Origin of the sequence: Xanthomarina sp. F1114 (assembly GCF_026410255.1) — a bacterium.
Lineage (GTDB): Bacteria > Bacteroidota > Bacteroidia > Flavobacteriales > Flavobacteriaceae > Xanthomarina.
The window spans coordinates 42,745-63,261 of record NZ_JAPMLL010000004.1; the positions used below are offsets into that span (position 1 = coordinate 42,745).

The following is a 20,517-nucleotide window of genomic DNA, read 5'->3' on the forward strand; positions in this document are numbered from 1 at the left end:
AATTATCGTTTTAAACTAAAATGACTGTTAAATTCCCTGCCATCTTTTAGGGTTGCCGAAAACCAATAGTCATCCGACGGTAAAGGTTCTCCATTAAAGGTTCCGCCCCAGCCTGGACCAAGCGGATTTAGTTGTTTTATTAGTTTTCCATATCTATCGTAAATACGAATCAAGGTATTTGGTTGGAATATATTGGAAACACCTTTTATGTTCCAGGTATCATTATATCCATCTCCATTTGGAGTAAAAAATTTTGGGAAACCAATAATAGAAACGTCTTGTGTAACAATGCCACAATTGTTTTTTATATCTCTTACTGCTACCGTATAAATACCTCCATAGACATTATAAAAAATATTATCTGATTGATACGTGTGGTATAAACCTTCTTGATTATAAAGAGCATACTCATATTCTCCTTCTCCAGAAACTAAAACAGTTATTGTATTGTTTTCGGTAGCATCTACTACAATAATATCGTTAAAAGTAGCAACATTCGAAGGTGCCACAATTATATTTCTAGATTTAGAGCAACCGGAACTATTTGTTACAGTAACCGTATAAGTGCCTATTTGATTAATTTGAATGCTAGAAGTTGTCTCTCCGTTAGACCAGATATATGTATAATTGGCAGGAGAATCGTTTAAAACTCCAGCTTCTAATATAATAGTTTTTGGAAAGCTGTTTAAGCAATATAAAGTGTTTTCGTCTTCTTTTAGTACAGGTAGTTTGTTTATAGTTAAATAAACTTCACTAATCCCGTAACAAGCATTATTGTTTTCAGCTCGGGCATAAATTGTTTGATTGTATGGCGTTGTATTGGTGTATGAAGAATTCAATTCGCTTTGTTCCAAAAGAGCATCTTGGTAGCTAGAATAGAAAGTAATTGGAAAAGTAATTCCATTTATGTCCTGCATTTCTGTGGCAATATTATCTAAGTTGAAACTGTTAATACCATCTTCAGACTCCAGCTCATCACAATCTTCAGGAACTTGATAGTCTAAAAGTTGTGTGCTGCTAACTTCTAAAGTAAGCTCTGCAATATTAACACAGCCAGTTAAATTATCCGTTACTTGAGCATATAAAGTTTGAGGATTAGAAATATTATTGTAGTTCTCAGCGTTTAACGGATCATTACTAGTTTCGGCATCGTCAAAATTAAAATAGAAATTGGTAGATAGATTAGTATTTCCTCCTGTTATTTCGGTGATTGCTTCATTTAAATTAAACGTGGTTAAGTTATCGTTTATACCGTCGATATCGCATTGAATTAAAGTAGAGTTAAAAGCTACTGGTACAGGGTTCACTACTAAATCAAAAGAAGTTATATCAAAACAAGCTGAATTTAAGTTATTTTCAACTCTAACAAATATGGTTTCGTTAAAAGGAGTTAGGTTATAATAGGGTTCAGATAATTGATTAATATTAGCTTCGGCATCTGCTTGAGAAGAATGATAACTTACTGAATATGCCGTTGCGTCCTGATCTCCTAAAATCAAATTATTAAGGTTAAGGAGAGAGGTTTCTGTATGTCCGTTAGAAGCATCTCCATCTGTATTATCATCGCAAGACGTTTGATTGCTTATAGGATTTGCAATTGGAGTAGTAAAAACTTCAATAAAAAAAGAAGACATATCAAAACAGCTTGGACTTCCAATTAAATCAAGTTTTACAAAAATTTCTTGAGGATTGCTTGTATTTGTATATGGACCTATAATTTCGTTTTGGTTTAAATTGGCATCTTCTTGAGATTCATAATAATGAACGGAATAATGGTTGCTATCTTGAGTTCCTAAAATACTACCGTCTAGAGTGGTGAAATCAAATTGCCAAAAACCGTCAGTATTATCATCGCAAATATCAATTTTGGGTACTGTGTTTGCAATTGGCGACGTAAAATATTCAATAATAGCTTCTCCTTCAAGAAAATCGCAATCTCCATTATTTAAATCGATTACTACTTCATAAACACCGTTTTCATCAACTTCTAAAAAATAATTTGTATTGGGTAAAGGGGTTCCGTTAAAAGTCCAGGAATAACTAGCGTCAGGAATATTTTCAGCAGTTAAAGTAAAAGTTTGGCCATTACATAAAGGCAAATAATTAGTACTTATTGGAGTTGTTGGATTATTTATAATATCTATTTTTTCAACAAAAAAAGACGAAATAAAAGGAGGGAGACCTTGTCTAGCTAATCTATTGCTATTGTCTATATTTAGGAATACTGTGTTTTCTGTGTAGTTGCATCCATTACCAATAATATTGGGCAATTCTATAGTGCTTAAATAAGGTAAACCTATATTATATGTGCTACTTTCTGTTTTATAAATTTTACCATCTGGTCCTAATTGAAGTGCGCTCCTGTAACCTGTTTTGCTTTCAAGAATTACTTCTGAAGCACTTATGGCATTAATATTACCAGCAGTTAAATCGTATTGTAATAAAGCACTACGCTGGGCACTTGGGGCGGTGTTTGAAGGTAAATCGTTATTAGCACTAACATAAAGTACTTGGCTGTTTGGAGAAAACTCTATGCCATATGGTTTATTTGCGTTAGCATTACTTGTAATATTAATTGGTTGAGGATTACTTATTTCCCCAGTTTCTGGAACAAAATCGAAAATTAATAAGCGAGTGTTTATATTGTTTGGATTTGGACTGGCACATACTAATTTAGTTCCATCTGGAGAAAACTTTAAATAACCTCTTCTTTCTGAAATAGTAGAGCCAATATCAAAGGTGTCATGAAGAGCAATACCTGTATTTGAAACTTCAAAAAGATAAAATGTTTTATTATTATTGTTTACTGCATTCGAGTTTGTTAAAGCATCATCATCAGCTAAAGTAATAACCCAAATGTTACCAGATTCGCAGTCTTTTAAAACAGCGCTTAATTTTTCTGAAGCTCTATGGAGTAAAAATTGATTTTTATCTGTAATAGCTCCTAATCCACCAGCCAGGCTCATATCTACAATAGAATAGCTAAAGCCTAAATCTTCACCTTGATAACCCAGGTTGGTACCTTGAGTAAATATATAATAAATGTTTGGGCTGTCTGGTTTTGGTATAATTATGGCAGATTGAGTACTAGACGAATTTCCATGTAAACCGTAGCCATTTTGCATTTGTAAATGATTCTTATTATATACAATTCGACCGTCTGTATAGAATAAAAGTTCTCCGTCTGCATTAGAGATACTTGTACAGCCTTCAATTGTACTTAATGCACCATCAGTTAATGCGGTTACCGTGCCATTATTATTAAATTGAATTCCTGCTTGATTACCAAAATACCAATTAGATGCTTCATCTTGAGAATAAGCACAGATAATATGGGTAAAAAAAATGTAAAAAAGGAATTTCTTCATTTAGCTAGACATAGCTAACAAAGGTATTATAAATCACGCTTTTTTAATAATCTATAGGATAAAAAGACAAATATAGCAGTCCAACCTAATACAATGGCAATTTCATACCAGTGCACACCATAGTCGTACATTAAATCTCCCTTTTCAGGAAATTTAGTCATCATAATTCTTTGAAAAGGCTGGTCTATGAGATTATACATAGATTTTAATGGGAAAAAAGCTTGAATTTTACCAGCAATATCCATATTGGCTTGCCAGGAAATGAGCCCGAAAGCAATCCATTCTAAAATATATAAAATAAATAAAAAGGCTAAAGCAAAAGCAGAGCGTTTTACTAGCATGCCAAAAAACAGACACAAACTAAAAAAACCAATCAGCTTAACAAAATAAGCTATTATAAAATCGGTTTCTCTAAATATGATTGCGGCTTCTGTATAACTAGAATAGTATAATCCAATAAAAAGCGAAGCTACTGCAATTAAAAATGTTGCAATTAGTGAGAAGAAAACAATGGTGTAAAATTTAGAAAGAATAAACTCTTTTTTACTTAAACCATCTATAAGGTTTTGTTTTAAGGTTTTATTACTGTATTCATTCCCAATCATGCTTACCACAACAATAGCAAAGAAAAATTTGAATTGCGAGGCGAAAAACGTTGTAATATGCCAGATAATTGGAAAATTAAAAATGCCTAATTCTCCTAATTCTAAAGTAAAAAAACCAAAGAAATTTATTTTTATAGATGAAAGAATTAAAACTGTAAAAGGCAATACAAAAGAAACAAATATTAATATTTTGCTAGTTCTATTTAAAAGCAGTTTTTGTAATTCTAGATTTAAAAGTCTTAACATGAAAGTGGTTTTATTGCTGAGGTTGGTCTGTGTAATTTAATAAATTAAAGCTTGTCAGTAAGTTGTAAAAATTGCTCTTCTAGGCTTTGTTTGCGTTTTACTAAATGCGATAAGTAAATTCCTTTTTCAAACATAAGTTTGTTAAAAGTTACGGCATCCATTGGCTCGTTTAAAAAGGCAGTAATTAACTGATTCTCTACTTTTACCTTTCCAAAGTCTGGATTCAATTCTAAGTAGTCTAAAAGTTCTTTTTGATTTTCACTTTTCAACTCGAAAAAACCATGGCTTGAAATCATTTCGTCCACACGTCCGGAGTAAAGTTTAACACCTTTATTTAAAACAACTACATGCGAGCATACTTTTTCAACTTCATCTAATAAATGTGAAGCTAAAAGAATGGTGGTTCCCTTATTGGCAATTTCCTTGATTATTTCTCTAATTTGATGAATTCCTTGTGGATCCAGACCATTTGTTGGTTCGTCTAAAATTAAGATTTCTGGATCGTTTAATAGAGCAGAAGCAATAGCTAATCGTTGTTTCATTCCTAAAGAAAAAGTACTAAACTTATGATTCTTCCTATCTAATAAATTTACTATTTCTAATTTTTCGTCTATTTTAGAGTAGTCGACCTCTTTTATTTTACAGACTAACTTAAGGTTTTGAGCAGCTGTCATATAAGGATAAAAATTAGGGCGCTCAATTATAGCGCCAACTCTTTTAAGTGCATTATGTGTTGTAACAGTTCCATTAAACCATTTAAAAGTACCAGAGGTTTTATTTACTACATTTAAAACAATGCCTAAAGTGGTGGATTTTCCACTTCCGTTTGGCCCAAGAATTCCATATACGTTGCCTTTATTTATGGTGAAAGATAGGTCGTTGACGGCTGTTAGCGAACCAAATTTTTTGCTAAGATTATTAATTGTAAGAATGGGTTCCAAATTGTTGGTTTTTGATGGTTTAAGAAACTAGCTTTAGTTTTAATTGATATATATACGACGAGTGTTTTTATAAATTGTTACATTGATAAAAATAAAAACTTAAATTTGAAGAATTCGTTTTTCTATGGAAGATTTAAAAATATCAAAAAAAAAGCCATCTTATCCAGTTAGTCCTAAATTGCATCAATATCTCACGGAATATAACAGGAATATTAGATTGCCAATATTTTACGACGATTTATTGCGTTTTCAAGGATCTGTTGTTGTTTATGATAAACATGAAGAAGATACTTTATGGGTTCGTGTGTATTATAATGAATTTGAACGCCAGGAAATTGATTTAAGTTTAAAAAAGGTATATACCATTTTGCACTCTGATGGAAACGAAAAGACAATTCCTTTTTTAACTGTTGATGCTATAGATTATTGCACTTTTGGAAATTCGAAACCTTTTCGAGTAAAGGTTAGAAATGTTTTAAATGATAACTACACGTATTTTTATGTAAAAAAAGCGGATGCATCTCGTGTTTATGGGTTGGAATTAGAGCATATGTTATCTCCGTATAATTTGAATTTTTTAGTACATAAGGACACTTTAATTGAAGAACATATAGCGGGAATACCTGGGGACGAGTTTATAAAAACCATGTTACCAAACTGCAATGCTATGGAGAAGTCTCAAATTGCTAAAGAGTTTGTTAAGTTTAACGAACGTTGTACAATTAGACTGCTTGGAGACATGAGATCTTATAATTATGTGATTGTTCCAACTCACGATTTTGACCATGTTGTTTATAAGATTCGTGCTATCGATTTTGACCAACAATGTTACGAAGGGAAGTTTAATATTTACAAACCTCAGTTTTTTAAAGAAAACTACAAAATGGTAGAATTAGTTACTCAAAAATTCCAGGCAGAATCTATTGATCAATACAAATTGGAAGAACGTTCCATAATGGCAAAACGCTTAATAAGTTATAACGATAGAATCGAGCAATTAATAGCATGTATGCTTGACGACACTATTTCTACCCCAGAAAATGTAAAACAATTAAGAGGTGAGATTTTTGAATTTGCTTCGGATATAAATTTTAAGAATTGTAAAACAATGGGAGATATTCTAAAATATGCTCTCGATTTTGTAAAAAGAAACTACGAAGATGTTAACATGAAAAATTTCTATTAGAATATAAAGGAATGTTTCATTTTTTTAAAGTCCATTTTTATGTTGCTTCGCGAAGAACAATATGTTGTTAAGAAGCCAATGGATGTGTTCTGAATTAGTTGTCCCGCTAGGGACATCATACGGGTTATTTTGTTATCCAATTATAACAATCAAAACTGATTATAAATTAATTCCAATTTTCATCAAAATTCAGATTATCATAATCATCTAAGTCGAAGTCGTCATCAAACTCGTCGTTATACTCATCTAAATTTTCAGCTTCGAAAGATTTTTCTGGAGCTTGATCTGGAATTTGTCCGTGAACAAACATTAAATTTGGGTAATCTGTCCCTTCGGCTTCGTCAACAATTTCTGCCAGTTCCACTAAAAATGTCCACATACTTAAAAAGTCGTAAATATATATCAACTTTGTTTTGTCTTCGTGGGTCACTTCGTTAATAGGTGTGTTTCCCATTAATTTCACTTCATTTGAAGCTTCACTCAAATCAAATAAAGAGATTTCCTCGCCTTGATTCCATTCATCATCACTTACATAAAAAGAAGCCATTTCCGATCCATCAAACCCAAAAGATTGGGTAATGCTATTGTGTAAATCTTCTAAAGTGTCTGTTTCACGAATTTCAATATCTCTAAAAATATCTCCTTCAGAGTCGTGGTCTAGTATAATTCTAAATCTGTAAATCATGATTTCTGTTGTTGAGTTATTAAGTTTTATCTTAATAATAAATTGATACAGTTGCCTTGTTAAAGCTTTAAATTTGTGTTATTCTGTAAACAAAAAAATGGTTTGCAAAGATAAGATTTTGTTTAATAACCTCTAACTCTAATTACAAAATATATATTTAAAACTTAAGACATTAATATTTACTTACTAAAGCGATGTAAGGTGAAAGTCATAGCAGATAGTAGTAAAAAAGCTCCTACTTGATGGGCTACACCTAACCACAGTGGTACTTGATAAATAATGGTGAAAACACCTAAAACAAACTGCACAAAAACCAATATAAACAAGGAGTCCAAAGCTATATTCTGATATTTTGTACGCGGTAATTTCTTGCCTTGAAACCAAATAACTAAAATTAAAGCAACTACAATATAGGCGAATGTTCTGTGTATAAACTGGATACCACTTGGGTTTTCTATTAAGTTTTTATAAAAAGGTTCTAAGATATAAACGGTATGGTGCATAAACTTTCCTTCGTTCATAAAAGGCCAATGATTATGTAATAAACCAGCTTTCAATCCAGCCACAAATGCGCCATAAATAATTTGTAGAACTAATACAAGATATCCAACAATTACTAGATTTCTAAACTTTTTATCTACTTGCTTTTTCTGAGGAAATATTAAATCTAAAGCAACCCATAAAGTTGCAGCAAAGGTTAAAAAGGCAGTGGTTAAATGTGCTGCCAATCTAAAATGACTGACATCTGGTCTATCTACCAATCCACTTTTTACCATATACCAACCTAAAAATCCTTGGAAACCTCCAAGTATCAAAAGCACGATACTTTTTTTTATAGTTTTTTTTGTGAGTTGCTTGGTGACTAAGAAATATATAAAAGGAATAATAAAAACGAGACCAATAACTCTTCCTATAACTCTATGAAGCCATTCCCAGAAATAAATACCTTTAAAATCTTCTAAGGTAAAATGATAATGTAGTTTTTGATACTCTGGAAATTGCTGGTACAATTCAAATTCTTCTTGCCATTGAGCCTCATTTAGAGGAGGAATGGTTCCTGTTATTAATTTATAATTTGAAATTGATAAACCAGAATCTGTTAATCTGGTAATACCTCCTACAACTACCATAATGAAGATTAATACACAGCCTGTTAAAAGCCAGTAGATTACTTTTTTATTATCTTTTTGTTTTACCACGAATACACCTGTTTTAAAATTTATTTATTGAATACTACTTACTCGCTTTTAACCCTAAACGTTCTCCTTCCTTTAGCATGAGTTGATAGGCAGCTTCATATTCATTAGGAATATCTCCTTCCAAGATGGCTTCTTTAATTACTTCCTTGATAGCTCCTATTTCTCTACAAGGTTTTAAATTAAATGTTTCCATAATTACCTCTCCAGAGATTGGGGGTTGAAAATTTCTTATTTGATCGCGTTCTTCAACTTCTACTATTTTTTTTCTTACTATTTTAAAGTTGTTATGGTATTTTTTAAATCTCTTTGGGTTTTTAGTAGTGATATCTGCTTCACAAAGAAGCATTAAATCTTCTACATAATCTCCTGCATCAAAAACCAAACGCCTTACAGCAGAGTCTGTTACCATATCTTCTGCTAAAACAATTGGTCTCGAACTCATAAGAACCATTTTTTGGACAAACTTCATTTTTTCATTTAATGGCATTTTTAAGCGCTTAAATAACTGATATACCATTTTGGAACCCTTAAATTCATGTCCGTGAAAGGTCCATCCAATTTTTTTATGAAACTTTTTAGTAGGTGCTTTTCCTATATCGTGTAACAAAGCGGCCCAACGTAACCAGAGATTATCTGTGTTTTTACTAATATTATCTACTACTTCTAAGGTGTGATAAAAGTTATCCTTATGTCTCTGTCCTTCAATTTCGTCAATACCTTTTAAAGCAGTTAATTCAGGTAGTATATAACTTAATAATCCAGTTTTTTCAAGTAATATAAAACCGATAGAAGGTTTAGGACTTTCTATAATTTTATTTAATTCTACTACAATACGTTCCTTAGTAATTATATTTATTCGCTCTTTATTCCTTGAAATAGCTTTTAAGGATTCCTCTTCAATTTTAAAATCTAATTGGGAAGCAAAACGAATAGCACGCATCATTCGTAATGGATCGTCGCTATACGTTATATCCGGACTTAGAGGTGTGCGAATAATGGCGTCTTTTAAATCTTGAATGCCATTAAAAGGGTCAAGTAGTTCTCCAAAATTTTCTAGAGATAGATCTATAGCTAAAGCATTAATAGTAAAATCTCGACGATTTTGATCATCTTCAAGCGTGCCATTTTCAACTATAGGATTTCTGCTATTTTCGTTATAGCTCTCTTTTCTTGCACCAACAAATTCTATTTCAATATCTTCAAAACGCAACATAGCTGTTCCGTAGGTTTTAAAAACTTGAACTTTTGGTTTGTTTGGCAGGTTTTTAGCAACTTGTTTAGCTAATTCGATTCCTGAGCCAATTGCAACAATATCAATGTCTTTTGCAGAACCACGTTGTAAGATATAATCGCGAACAAATCCACCAATAACATAAGTATCAAGTTGTAGCTCTTTTGCCGATTGGGAGATAACCTTAAAGATTGGATGCGTTAATGCTTGTTTGTAATTCATTTATTAAATTCCAGTATTCAAATTCCAATGCTAACTTAGTGTTCGAATTTTGAAGTATTATTTTCTTATAATTTGTACTTTTCCATCATTACTTAATTTAATAATTGATGATGGTTTAGCTCCTATTTTTTCATCAGGCAAATTTACAACATAGTCCACACCTTTTAAAATGTCTTGATGTATTTCTTTGAATGATTTTGGCGTTGGTTGTCCGCTTATATTGGCGGATGTAGAAACAATAGCTCCATTAAATTTTCGGAGTAACTGAAAGCAAAAATCACTATCTGGAATTCTTATAGCAATGGTGTTATCTTGTGCAATTAAGTTTTGAGCTAAATTCTTGGGCTCGTCGTAGATAATAGTAATTGGATTATTTTCAATATCCATTAAGTCGAACGCTGCATCTGGAATTTTTTTTATGTATTTACTTAGCATTCTATCGTCAGCTACCAAACAAATTAATGCTTTACTATCATTACGTTGTTTTAACTTATAGATTTTTTCTACAGCTTCAGCATTTGTGGCATCACATCCAATTCCCCAAACTGTATCTGTAGGATAAAGAATGAGGCCACCTTGTTTTAAAACGGTTAAAGCTTGGTGTAATTCGTCTTTCATTCAGCAAAAATAATAATTGGTAACCAATAGTAAACAAATTATATTTGTAATTTGCCACTAAAACCCAATATACAGCGATTCTATGATATATGTTACCAAAACATTTTTACCCAAACAGGAAGATTATAGTGCGCTACTAAAAAAATCTTGGGATAAACATTGGATTACAAATAGAGGCGATTTAGTTCTTGAATTAGAACAGAATATTAAGGAAACCTTTAAAATCCCTCATATGATAGCAACAACTAACGGGACTTTGCCGTTGCAAATTGCTATTAAAGCATTGGGACTTACAGGGGAAATTTTAACAACACCTTTTAGTTATATAGCCACCTCTTCTGCCATTGCGTGGGAAGGTTGTAAGCCTGTTTTTGTAGATATTGATGCAGATTCGTTTAATATTGATCCAGCAAAAATTGAAGCTAAAATAACCTCTAAAACAACTGGGATTTTAGCGACACATGTTTTTGGTAATCCTTGTGAAATGGATGCAATTGATTTAATTGCCAAAAAACACAACTTAAAAGTTATTTATGATGCTGCTCATTGTTTTGGTGTAGAATATCAAGGTAAAAGTATTTTTAACTTTGGAGATGTTAGTACTTGCAGCTTTCATGCTACTAAAATTTTCCATACCGGTGAAGGTGGAGCTATGTTTACTACAAACTCAGAGCTTTATAAAACCTTATATTATCAACATAATTTTGGACATAATGGACCAGAAGACTTTTATGGAATGGGGATTAATGCTAAAATGAGTGAGCTTCAGGCCGCCATGGGATTGGCCGTTTTTCCACATTTTTTTGAAATATTAAAGCGCAGACACCGTTTATATAACGTATATATAGAAAATTTAAAAGTATTGAATCAATTACAGTTTCAAAAAATAACAAAAGACGCTTCCTATAATTGTGCGTATTTTCCAGTTGTTTTTCCTTCTGAAAATGATTTGTTACATGCTAAAGACAATCTAAGTGAAGCATCTATTTTTCCAAGACGTTATTTTTACCCATCTTTAAATACCATACCGTATTTAAATGGTGAGGCTATGCCAATTTCAGAATCACTTTCCAAGCGAATATTATGTTTGCCGTTATATTACGATTTGAAGGAAGAAGATGTATTACAGATTTGTCGTGTAATCCATAAAAGCTTAAATTAAATTGAAAAAAGAAATATATTTATTGGGTGTAGGAAATTATACCGAAGTTATTATTGAATTAGCACGTGATTGCGATTATGATGTGAAAGGACTTTACCATTATAATACTGATCGTGTGGGCGAAACCGTTTTAGGTGTTAAAGTAACGGATACTACAGAAAATCTTTTACAGCAAGATATTAGAGGGAAAAATTTTGCCGTTACAATGGGAGATAATACTATTAGACAAACTTTGGCAAATAAAATTCGCGATAAAGGTGGTATTACTCCAAACCTTATTCATCCATACGCTGTTATCAGTCCGTCAGCTAAATTAGGTGTTGGATGTTTTATTCATATGTCCTCAAAAATAAGCACCCAAGTTGTACTTGGTAACGACTGTGTTGTAGACTTTAATAGTTTGGTTGCCCATCACGCTAAATTAGGAAATGCGTGTTATATGTCTTCCATAGCTATGGTTGGTTCTTATTGTATTATTGGAGATCGTGTTTTATTTGGAATGAACTCACTTATTTTGCCATTAAGGTTAACTCTTGGTAATGACTGTATTGTTGGAGGAAAAGCCAATGTTACCAAATCCTTCCCGGATAATTGTTTGTTGGTTGGAAATCCAGCTAAAAAACTTAAAGTAGCAAAATAGATGAAACCCTTATTAAGCATTTGCTGTACCGCGTACAATCAAGAGGAATATATTGAAGAAACAATAACTGGTTTTTTAAATCAGAAAACAGACTTCCCGATTGAGATTATTATTCACGACGATGCTTCTACCGATAATACCGCCAGAATTATTCAATCTTTTGCTGAAAAAGACAATAGAATTAAAACTATTCTTCAAACTGAAAATCAGTATTCTCAAAATATAAAAATTTGGCCTAATCATTTGTTTTCGGAAGCTAACGGAAAGTATATAGCCTTATGTGAAGGGGACGATTATTGGACGGATCCTTTAAAACTTCAAAAACAAGTAGATTTTTTAGAGGCAAATCAAGATTATGTCATTGCCTGGACCAATTATAAAGTTTATAATGGTAAAACATTTGTCGAAAATAGTTTTAATCACACAGAAAAAAATACAACAATTGATTTTAACAATTTGTTTTCACCCTATTGTACATATACTTTAACAAGTGTTTTTAAAACGGAAGCCTTAGATTTAGACTTGTTAAAATCCTTAAAACACTTTAAAGATAACTCTTTATATGTAGCACTGTTAAAAAATGGGAAAGGTGTTTTTATGGATTTTGAATCGGCTGTTTATCGGGTGCACGAAGGCGGTGTTTACTCTTTACAATCTGACTTTTTTAAGAACTATTCATCGTACCTAAACCTTAAGGAGGTTACAGATGCTGTTCCTGAATCGAAAACTAAAAATATTGTAAATGTAATTGATACCTTAGAAAAAGCAACTGCATTTGAAGTTCTAAAACTAAAAAATACAGGAGAAGAACTTGCCAACTATCAATTAGATTTTATGGAATCGTATTTTAAAAATGCAGATTTTAAGACAAAATTTAAATACTACAAACGCCTTATTAAATTAAAGTTTTTGAAATGAATTTTCCGTAAGCAATATCTTGTCTTTAATCTTTATCCTTGATTAATTTGAATTAAATGCTGTTTTCTGAAAATTTCTAGCATTTATCCAACCTATCGTCTTTAATATTTTATTCATAATATCATAAATTTTCTTAATTTGCCTACTTCTAGAGATGTGGTATTTTTAGAATATTTGAAATTTAATATTTTGTATAAACTTGAATTCTGAGTTCGAATAAATTGCAAGTTATAGAAATAAATAACACTATTAATATCATATAAATGATTGTACTAGGAGCAAAAGGTCATGCCAAAGACTTATTGGTTGTTTTAAATGAAACAGCTAATGAAGACATAAATTTTACTTTTTTTGACGATTTTACAAAGCCAGAAGAGCATCTTTTTCTAGGGGAATATCTAATTCTTCACAATTTTTCCGAGATTGATTTTAGTTTAAATCCACGTTTTGTTTCAGCTATTGGTGGGCCTATATTACGCAGACAAATGGTGGAAAAATTTGTAAAAGCGGGTGGTATTTATAAAACTGTAATTTCAAACCAAGCAGCAATTGGTAGTTTAGATGTAAATATAGGTAAGGGGTGTAATATTATGCCTTTTGTTTTTATTAGTAATAATGTGCAAATAGGTTCAGGTTGCTTAATAAACGTTGGTGCGTATCTACATCATGATGTTGTTATTGGAGATTATTGTGATGTTTCTCCAGGTGCTAAAATATTAGGAAGAGTTAAAATTGGAAACAATTGTAGTATTGGCTCGGGAGCTGTTATTTTGCCAAATGTAATTCTAGGTGATAACGTTACAGTAGGAGCAGGAGCAGTGGTTGTAAAAAATTGCTTAAATGAAGACACAATTATTGGTGTTCCTGGTAAAACAAAAAATAAGACCGAATGAAACCAGTATTGACTATTTGTTGTACTACATTTAATCAGGAAAAATATGTAGAGAAAACTTTGGAAGGTTTTTATCTTCAAAAAACAACTTTTCCTATTGAAATTCAGATTCATGATGATGCATCTACAGATGGAACCCAAGCCATTTTAAAAAAACATGCAGAAAAAGACCCCCGTATTAAATTAATTCTTCAAACAGAAAATAAATATTCACAACATATTATGCCTTGGTGGCATTATAGCTTTCCTCAAGCTAAAGGAAAATATATTGCTTTATGCGAAGGGGACGATTATTGGACAGATCCATTAAAACTTCAAAAACAAGTTGATTTTTTAGAGTCAAATCCGGATTATGTCATCTCCTGGACCAATTATAAAATATTTAATGGGTCTGGTTTTCTATCTAATCAATGGAAACATAAAGAAGAAAATACACGCATTAATTATAACAATATCTTTTCTCCATATTGCACCTTAACTTTAACGGCTGTATTTAAGAAAGAAGCTTTAAATTTAGAGCTTTTAAAATCTTTTAAATATTCAAAAGACAACTCGTTGTACATAGTATTATTACAAAAAGGGAGTGGGGTTTTTATGGATTTTGAATCTGCTGTTTATCGGGTCCATGAAGGCGGAGTTTATTCTTTACAATCAGATTTTTTTAAGAATTATTCTTCCTATTTAAATGTGAAAGAAGCCTCAGATGCTATTCCAGAATCTAAAACAGCAAATATTAAGAAAGTCATTAAATCTTTAGGAAATGCAACTGCTTTTGAGGTTTTAAAGTTAAAAAATTCAGGCGAAGAGTTATCTAAAATTCAATTAGACTTTATGGAAACCTATTTTCAGGAAGCTGGTTTAAAAACAAAGTTTAAATATTATAAACGACTTTTAAAACATCAATTTTTAAAATAAACACTTGAAGTAGAGTGCAACCTTATCAGTTGTTTTGAGTACATTAAAAAAGCCCGACTCAGATTTTATATACTTATAAAATTCACGATTGTAATTGGAAGCATTCCTAATACTACGGATAATTGTTCTATTTATGTGTGTTTCAAATAACTGCTGATTATAAATTTTTAATTTCTTATTGCGTTCTAATAAATCAGCAGCAGCTTGTATAGTTTTTATAATAGTGTTTGTTGCTTGTTTTCGTTGTAATGAAACGGCATTAATGTAGAATAATAGATTAGGATCCGATGGCTGAATGTTTAAATGTTCTAATTGTTTGGTTTTAATCAGTACTTCAGATTTTCGAAGATTAGCTTCTTTTGTCTGACTAATATTTTCATCGTGCCAACGGTATTTTAATAATGATTCTGGAAGATTATGAAATTGCGTTTTATGAATTAATTGACTCCACAAGCCATAATCTTCTGCTGGTACATATTGATGTTCAAAACGTAGATTTCCTAAAACAGATTTCCGGAACATTACCGTAGGGTTTCCAATCCCGCAACTATGTAAAAATTGAACTTTTAAAGCTTCATGAGATACTTCGTGTTTTACTGTTTTACTTTTGGTTCCAAAAAATGTAAACCATGTGCCACAAACACCCACTTCTGGCTGTGCTTTTAAATAATCCAACTGTTTTTCAAGACGTGTAGGTAAGGCTATGTCATCCGCATCAAGCAGGGCTATAAATTCCGTTTTGGCCTTTTCAATACCTTCATTCCGTAAATTTGCTGGACCTTCATTTTTGGTTTTTGTAATTACTAAAACCCGGGAATCTTGCTTTTTATAATTATCTAAAATTTCTGCTGTAGCATCAGAAGAATTGTCGTTTAAAACCAATAATATAAAATCTGAAAAGGTTTGACTCAAGATGCTGTCAATAGATTCTTTCAGAAATTTTTCGCCATTATAAACAGGCATTATTACAGTTAATAGAGGCATTTTGGACAATTTTAATAACAAAAGTAGTTATTTATGTGTCATAAGCTATATTTGTAAAAAAATAATCTATGAAAAAAATTCACGTCGGTTTTTTATTGTCTTATGATTACGATAAACTAAAGAAGTCTATTCCTCCCGTATATCAGGAAGCGGATGCTATTTTTATTGCTATGGATCATAAAAACAGAACGTGGTCTGGAGAAACATTTGATGTGGATCCTACTTTCTTTAAATGGTTAGATACTTTTGATGTTGATAATAAGATTCAACTATATAAAGACGATTTTTATGATGAAAATTTAATTGCTATAGAAAACGATAATCGCGAGCGACACATGTTGTCATTAAAAATGGGCATTGGTAATTGGTTGGTGCAAATTGATAGCGATGAGTATTTTGTAGATTTTGCCAATTATGTAAAAGATTTAAGACGCTATGATAGTTATTTAGACAATCCTGAAAAAAACAATATTCAAATTGCTGCATTTTTAATCAATTTGTATAAGTACACAGATAATGGTGTTTTGTTTATAAAAGAACCAACGCGTGGAGTTATTGCCACAAACTATCCAAACTATAAAGTAGCAAGAAATACCCGTAAGCGTATTGTTTATACACAAAATATTCTACTTCATGAAAGTATTGCTAGAGATGAAGCGGAATTGGTTTTAAAACTGGATAATTGGGGACATAATATAGAAGTTCAGGACAAAGAAACCTTTTTAGAAAAATGGCGAACAACAAATAAATCCAATTATAAAGAACGAGAAAATTTCTTTTATATAGAACCAGAAAAATGGAAACATTTGGAGTTTTGTGAAGGGAATACTATTGAAGAAATTCGTAAAAACATTAATTTAGATGGGATTATGCCTTCTAAGTTTTTTATTGCTAAAAAGAATTTCGGACAATGGTTCAAACATTTATTTAAGTAAACTTTCGTACACTTTTAAATATTGTTTCGCCGTGTCGTCCCAGGAATAAGAATTGGCATGCTGCTGTAATTTGGCCTTGTAGCCTTCTGGGTTTTCATTGTAAATTTTCATCCCGTTCTGTAAAATATCTGCCATATATTTAGGTTCAAAATGTTTCCAATAAAATGCGTATTTTCCACCTACTTCAGGAAGGGAACTTTTATTCGATAAGAAAACAGGTTTTCCATATTGCATAGCTTCAATAGGAGGGATTCCAAACCCTTCACGTAAAGATGGAAAGCAAAATGCATAACAGTTTTCTAGATAATAAGCTTTATCAGCTTCACTTATTTTTCCAGTTAAAAACACTCGGTTTTCAAGTTGTAACTCGTCAACTGTTTTAAGTATATTTTTAGCGTAATCTGTGGTGTTTTTTCCGGAAATAATTAAGTTTAGATTTGGTAAATGCGCAAGCATTTCAACTAAAGTATGGAAATTCTTTTTCTCTAAAACTTCACCTATGGTAAAAATAAAATCACCTTGTGGCAGTAGTTGAGGTTTGTGGCTTTTGGGTGTTTCAATGGGTTTAGAACTTCCATTATATATAACATATTCAGGAATATTAGGTACTTTAAAATACCTGTGGGTCATGGTTTTTGCATATTCAGAAATATAGGTAATAGCATGACTGCGTTTTAATTTGTTATTAAAGAGTTTAACACGTTTGTTTAATGCTTTCCCAGATAATTCTTCCATAAAGTTTACATCGTGAACGGTCAATAAATATGGAATGCTTTTATAAGGTTCAACTTTTGTATTCTGATTTAAAGAATGCCATAAATCGTAAGGCTTCCTAATTCTGAAGAGTTTGTTACGTTGTAGAGAATTATATTTTTTATAGGAGAACGTGTATCCGAATTCTGCTTCCAATTTCTCTGGATACTTACTGATTAGGGTAATTTCAACATCTAAAGCTTTTAAAAGCTCTTGATTATTATGGAATCCTTTTATTAAATGATAATTAAATTGCCCAAAACCGAAGAATAAATTATCAATATTATGAGACTCCAAACAAATTGTGCGCATACTAAAAGCTTTTGTGCAAATTATATAATTTGTGAAAGAACTGCTAATTTTATTCATAATTAAAACAAAATAAATATTGTAATATTGTAGTATGAATTATACCGTGCATAAGGCGTTTCAAAAGGATAAGCAACAGCTTACAAGCTATATTGAAAATTACGAAACGACTGGTGAAAACTTTGGAAATCAAGATAGGAACTCGCTTAAATTATACAATTTAAATGGGCTGACAATCAATGTGAAATCTTTTAAAATTCCAAATATGATCAATCAGATTGCGTATCGGTTTTTTAGAAAAAGCAAGGCTCAACGTTCTTTTGAATATGCTAATCGTCTATTAGATTTAGGAATAGGAACTCCGCAACCTATTGCGTATTATGAGTATAAAACGCCATTATTATTCAAGAAAAGCTACTATATTAGTGAGCATTTGCCATACGATTTAACCTATCGAGAATTGACATTCGATTTTAATATGCCTAATCACGAAGCTATTTTACGAGCTTTTACACGTTTTACTTATGGACTTCATGAAGCTGGTGTGAATTTTTTAGACCATTCGCCAGGAAATACTTTAATTCAATTGAATAATGGAAAATATAAATTCTTTTTGGTAGACTTAAACCGAATGGAGTTTGGCGATCTGGATTTTGAAACTCGTATTAAAAACTTTGCTCGGTTAACCATTCATAAATCTATGGTAGAGATTATGAGCGATGAATATGCCAAATTAGGTGGCTATGATTATAATCGGGTTTTTAATTTGATGTGGGAGGAAACAGAAGCTTTTCAAGAGCGCTTTCATAGAAAAAGACGTATCAAAAATAAAATCTTGTTTTGGAGACAGAAGAAATAATTACTTTAAATTTCTACGTAATAACCAAAGTTTAACATAACGCATAAATACCACATAAGCTTGAATAGTACCAATGGTTAGTCCGACGACGCCATCTCTAAATCCGCTTTGTACAAAATAGTGTTTAAAAAATCCCCAAAAAGGTTTTATAACAAAATGATAAGCTGTTAGTTTGCCTGTTTTTTTATCATATTCTTCAGCTTGTTTAGTGGCATACCGATTCATTTTTTCAATATAGGCATCTATTGTGGTGTAAGTATTGTGGTAAAGTTTGTTTTTAAGAAAGCCAATAGAACCGTCTGCCACCATTTCTTCGTGAACCAACTTATCATCGTACTTACAGAAATCTCTTTTAAATAAACGAATCACTTTATCATTACGCCAACCGCTATAGTTTACGCGTTTGCCCATAAAATGATTGATTCTTCCAATCCAAAATGCGACATGTTTTTGTTTGGTATTTATAATATCAATTATTTCTGTTTGTAATTCTGGAGTTACGCGTTCATCGGCATCAACAATCAATACCCAATCATGTTTTGCTTGAGGAATGATCCAGTTTTTTTGCTCAGCGTGGTAACTAAATTCACGCTGAATTACAGTTGTATTTAAGCTTTTTGCTTTTTCAAAAGTCCCATCGGAACTAAAACTATCAACCACAATAATTTCATCTGCAAAATGTACAGATGCAACTACCGATTCAATATTATGAATCTCATCTTTTGTAAGAATAATGGCAGTTAGTTTTTCCATATTATCGGTTTATAGTTTTTAGAAACCTGTCCAACTTAGATTCAAATAAATTTGGTGTAAATTCCTGATACAATTCCATGGCCTGTGGCTTCACGTCTTTCTCTGTTTTTCCACTATATAATTTAGGCTTATAATCTTTTAGGTGAACAGATTCATTTATATTTTTTTCTTCAAAAATATTCCAGGTGTCTTTATCAATCCAAGTTGAAAAAATAGTAAAGGTTTTTATATTTAGTGCTTTTGCCATATTTACTGCGCCACCTTCGTTTCCAATTAAGGCATGACAATGAGCGGTGAGGGCTAAAAATTCTCTCAGGCTTTTACCAAAAAGATTCATATAAATATGAGTTTGGGTTTCAGGTTTACACAAGTTAAAGATAGCCTTAGCTTCTGCTTCTTGCTTCGGGATATAATTGAATAAAATTTGCCCATTGGTGGTGGCAATAATCTGGTCAATTACCTGAGACATATAGTCAAACGGATAGGTTTTATTGGTGCCACTACCTAAAACACTAATCATAATAAGTGCTTTTTCAAGATTAATACCGTTGGAAATTAGAAATTGTTTACTCGTTTCTGATTCTTCTGAAGTTAAATATATTTTAGGTTTAGCAGATTGAATGTGAATGTTTAAAGGTTCTAACAACTGTAATCTGTTTACAATGGCCAAACCACAAGTTTCGTTTGTTTGTTTATCTCGTTTTATATTGTGCGTATATATAAAAGAACTATAATATTTATAATACGAAATTTTAGTTTTTGCACCGGATAAGGCGGTAATCAGATTGCTAGATAATTTAGAATATACATCAATGATAACGTTATAATCTCTTTTACTTATTGACTGCGCTAAATTCCAAAGCTCCTTTTTACTTTTCTCTGTTTCTGGTGTAAAAAGTATAAACTCATCAATAAAAGGATTGTTTTCAACAACTGGCATAGTATGCGAATTGATTAAATAATCCAATTGCGCCTTTGGGTAGCGCTCACGTAAGGCCTCAAATAAGACACTTGATGTAAGCACATCTCCAATCATTTTTTGTTGTATAACTAATATTTTCAAATGCGAGTTATAATTTTATTTAATGCTAACTTA

At 31.5% G+C, this 20,517-nt stretch carries 19 protein-coding genes; 8 read left to right on the top strand and 11 right to left on the bottom strand.

What is annotated here, in order from left to right:
• Positions 1–2: 2 nt before the first annotated feature.
• Genes OS188_RS04020 through OS188_RS04030 form a run of 3 tightly spaced genes read right to left on the bottom strand, consistent with a single transcriptional unit; the run spans position 3 to position 5,160 of the window.
• Positions 3–3,368: a T9SS type B sorting domain-containing protein gene (locus tag OS188_RS04020; RefSeq protein WP_267147538.1), complete on the bottom strand. Its 3,366-nt coding sequence runs from the start codon at positions 3,366–3,368 to the stop codon at positions 3–5.
• A gap of 26 nt (positions 3,369–3,394) precedes the next feature.
• Positions 3,395–4,219, bottom strand: coding sequence for an ABC transporter permease (locus OS188_RS04025; protein WP_267147539.1), 825 nt, complete (start codon positions 4,217–4,219; stop codon positions 3,395–3,397).
• A 44-nt stretch (positions 4,220–4,263) separates the two neighbouring features.
• The gene (locus OS188_RS04030; protein ID WP_267147540.1) at positions 4,264–5,160 is read right to left on the bottom strand and encodes an ABC transporter ATP-binding protein; all 897 of its coding nucleotides are present in this window, start codon (positions 5,158–5,160) and stop codon (positions 4,264–4,266) included.
• Between the two features lie 124 nt (positions 5,161–5,284).
• Between OS188_RS04030 and OS188_RS04035 the strand changes: the two genes are divergently transcribed.
• Positions 5,285–6,346 (top strand): hypothetical protein, encoded by a 1,062-nt coding sequence (locus OS188_RS04035; protein ID WP_267147541.1) that lies wholly within the window; start codon positions 5,285–5,287, stop codon positions 6,344–6,346.
• A 166-nt stretch (positions 6,347–6,512) separates the two neighbouring features.
• On the opposite strand, the gene OS188_RS04040 is transcribed toward OS188_RS04035, so the two are convergent.
• The 4 genes from OS188_RS04040 to OS188_RS04055 all read right to left on the bottom strand — a co-directional run bounded on the left by OS188_RS04040 (position 6,513) and on the right by OS188_RS04055 (position 10,301).
• The gene (locus OS188_RS04040; protein WP_267147542.1) at positions 6,513–7,031 is read right to left on the bottom strand and encodes an IS1096 element passenger TnpR family protein; all 519 of its coding nucleotides are present in this window, start codon (positions 7,029–7,031) and stop codon (positions 6,513–6,515) included.
• Between the two features lie 179 nt (positions 7,032–7,210).
• Positions 7,211–8,230 carry a COX15/CtaA family protein gene (locus tag OS188_RS04045; RefSeq protein WP_267147543.1) on the bottom strand — a complete coding sequence of 340 codons (1,020 nt, stop codon included), beginning with the start codon at positions 8,228–8,230 and terminating at the stop codon, positions 7,211–7,213.
• Between the two features lie 34 nt (positions 8,231–8,264).
• Entirely contained in the window at positions 8,265–9,683 is a 1,419-nt protein-coding gene (locus OS188_RS04050; RefSeq protein WP_267147544.1) for a CCA tRNA nucleotidyltransferase, read from the bottom strand.
• Between the two features lie 57 nt (positions 9,684–9,740).
• On the bottom strand, positions 9,741–10,301 hold the full coding sequence (locus OS188_RS04055; protein WP_267147545.1) for an L-threonylcarbamoyladenylate synthase: 561 nt from the start codon (positions 10,299–10,301) through the stop codon (positions 9,741–9,743).
• Positions 10,302–10,383: 82 nt separating this feature from the next.
• Here OS188_RS04055 and OS188_RS04060 point away from each other — a divergent pair, with 82 nt between their 5' ends.
• From OS188_RS04060 to OS188_RS04080, 5 genes are all read left to right on the top strand, one after another.
• The gene (locus tag OS188_RS04060) at positions 10,384–11,463 is read left to right on the top strand and encodes a DegT/DnrJ/EryC1/StrS family aminotransferase (protein ID WP_267147546.1); all 1,080 of its coding nucleotides are present in this window, start codon (positions 10,384–10,386) and stop codon (positions 11,461–11,463) included.
• A gap of 1 nt (position 11,464) precedes the next feature.
• Positions 11,465–12,103 (top strand): PglD-related sugar-binding protein, encoded by a 639-nt coding sequence (locus OS188_RS04065; RefSeq protein WP_267147547.1) that lies wholly within the window; start codon positions 11,465–11,467, stop codon positions 12,101–12,103.
• Positions 12,104–13,021: a glycosyltransferase family 2 protein gene (locus tag OS188_RS04070; protein ID WP_267147548.1), complete on the top strand. Its 918-nt coding sequence runs from the start codon at positions 12,104–12,106 to the stop codon at positions 13,019–13,021. It begins immediately after the preceding gene.
• A 263-nt stretch (positions 13,022–13,284) separates the two neighbouring features.
• Entirely contained in the window at positions 13,285–13,914 is a 630-nt protein-coding gene (locus OS188_RS04075) for a NeuD/PglB/VioB family sugar acetyltransferase (RefSeq protein WP_267147549.1), read from the top strand.
• Positions 13,911–14,828, top strand: coding sequence for a glycosyltransferase family 2 protein (locus OS188_RS04080; RefSeq protein WP_267147550.1), 918 nt, complete (start codon positions 13,911–13,913; stop codon positions 14,826–14,828). Before OS188_RS04075 ends, OS188_RS04080 begins: the two co-directional genes overlap by 4 nt.
• Here the strand turns inward: OS188_RS04080 and OS188_RS04085 are convergent.
• Entirely contained in the window at positions 14,820–15,812 is a 993-nt protein-coding gene (locus OS188_RS04085) for a glycosyltransferase family 2 protein (protein ID WP_267147551.1), read from the bottom strand. The two genes, OS188_RS04080 and OS188_RS04085, sit on opposite strands and share 9 nt — an antisense overlap.
• 68 nt (positions 15,813–15,880) lie before the next feature.
• Between OS188_RS04085 and OS188_RS04090 the strand changes: the two genes are divergently transcribed.
• Positions 15,881–16,747 (top strand): hypothetical protein, encoded by an 867-nt coding sequence (locus OS188_RS04090; RefSeq protein ID WP_267147552.1) that lies wholly within the window; start codon positions 15,881–15,883, stop codon positions 16,745–16,747.
• Here the strand turns inward: OS188_RS04090 and OS188_RS04095 are convergent.
• Entirely contained in the window at positions 16,736–17,812 is a 1,077-nt protein-coding gene (locus OS188_RS04095) for a glycosyltransferase family 4 protein (RefSeq protein WP_267147553.1), read from the bottom strand. The two genes, OS188_RS04090 and OS188_RS04095, sit on opposite strands and share 12 nt — an antisense overlap.
• Before the next feature lie 91 nt (positions 17,813–17,903).
• On the opposite strand from OS188_RS04095, the gene OS188_RS04100 reads away from it, so the two are divergent.
• On the top strand, positions 17,904–18,668 hold the full coding sequence (locus OS188_RS04100; protein ID WP_267147554.1) for a lipopolysaccharide kinase InaA family protein: 765 nt from the start codon (positions 17,904–17,906) through the stop codon (positions 18,666–18,668).
• On the opposite strand, the gene OS188_RS04105 is transcribed toward OS188_RS04100, so the two are convergent.
• Positions 18,669–19,421 (bottom strand): glycosyltransferase family 2 protein, encoded by a 753-nt coding sequence (locus OS188_RS04105; RefSeq protein ID WP_267147555.1) that lies wholly within the window; start codon positions 19,419–19,421, stop codon positions 18,669–18,671. It abuts the gene before it with no gap.
• A 1-nt stretch (position 19,422) separates the two neighbouring features.
• Positions 19,423–20,484 (bottom strand): glycosyltransferase family 9 protein, encoded by a 1,062-nt coding sequence (locus OS188_RS04110; protein ID WP_267147556.1) that lies wholly within the window; start codon positions 20,482–20,484, stop codon positions 19,423–19,425.
• Between the last annotated feature and the right edge of the window lie 33 nt (positions 20,485–20,517).

Bases quoted from the DNA above. Each gene is read 5' to 3' on its own strand.
- OS188_RS04095 (WP_267147553.1), bottom strand. From the start codon at position 17,812: ATGCGCACAATTTGTTTGGAGTCTCATAATATTGATAATTTATTCTTC.
- OS188_RS04105 (WP_267147555.1), bottom strand. From the start codon at position 19,421: ATGGAAAAACTAACTGCCATTATTCTTACAAAAGATGAGATTCATAAT.
- OS188_RS04090 (WP_267147552.1), top strand. From the start codon at position 15,881: ATGAAAAAAATTCACGTCGGTTTTTTATTGTCTTATGATTACGATAAA.
- OS188_RS04040 (WP_267147542.1), bottom strand. From the start codon at position 7,031: ATGATTTACAGATTTAGAATTATACTAGACCACGACTCTGAAGGAGAT.
- OS188_RS04055 (WP_267147545.1), bottom strand. From the start codon at position 10,301: ATGAAAGACGAATTACACCAAGCTTTAACCGTTTTAAAACAAGGTGGC.
- OS188_RS04070 (WP_267147548.1), top strand. From the start codon at position 12,104: ATGAAACCCTTATTAAGCATTTGCTGTACCGCGTACAATCAAGAGGAA.
- OS188_RS04025 (WP_267147539.1), bottom strand. From the start codon at position 4,219: ATGTTAAGACTTTTAAATCTAGAATTACAAAAACTGCTTTTAAATAGA.
- OS188_RS04020 (WP_267147538.1), bottom strand. From the start codon at position 3,368: ATGAAGAAATTCCTTTTTTACATTTTTTTTACCCATATTATCTGTGCT.
- OS188_RS04050 (WP_267147544.1), bottom strand. From the start codon at position 9,683: ATGAATTACAAACAAGCATTAACGCATCCAATCTTTAAGGTTATCTCC.
- OS188_RS04075 (WP_267147549.1), top strand. From the start codon at position 13,285: ATGATTGTACTAGGAGCAAAAGGTCATGCCAAAGACTTATTGGTTGTT.
- OS188_RS04080 (WP_267147550.1), top strand. From the start codon at position 13,911: ATGAAACCAGTATTGACTATTTGTTGTACTACATTTAATCAGGAAAAA.
- OS188_RS04035 (WP_267147541.1), top strand. From the start codon at position 5,285: ATGGAAGATTTAAAAATATCAAAAAAAAAGCCATCTTATCCAGTTAGT.
- OS188_RS04060 (WP_267147546.1), top strand. From the start codon at position 10,384: ATGATATATGTTACCAAAACATTTTTACCCAAACAGGAAGATTATAGT.
- OS188_RS04100 (WP_267147554.1), top strand. From the start codon at position 17,904: ATGAATTATACCGTGCATAAGGCGTTTCAAAAGGATAAGCAACAGCTT.
- OS188_RS04085 (WP_267147551.1), bottom strand. From the start codon at position 15,812: ATGCCTCTATTAACTGTAATAATGCCTGTTTATAATGGCGAAAAATTT.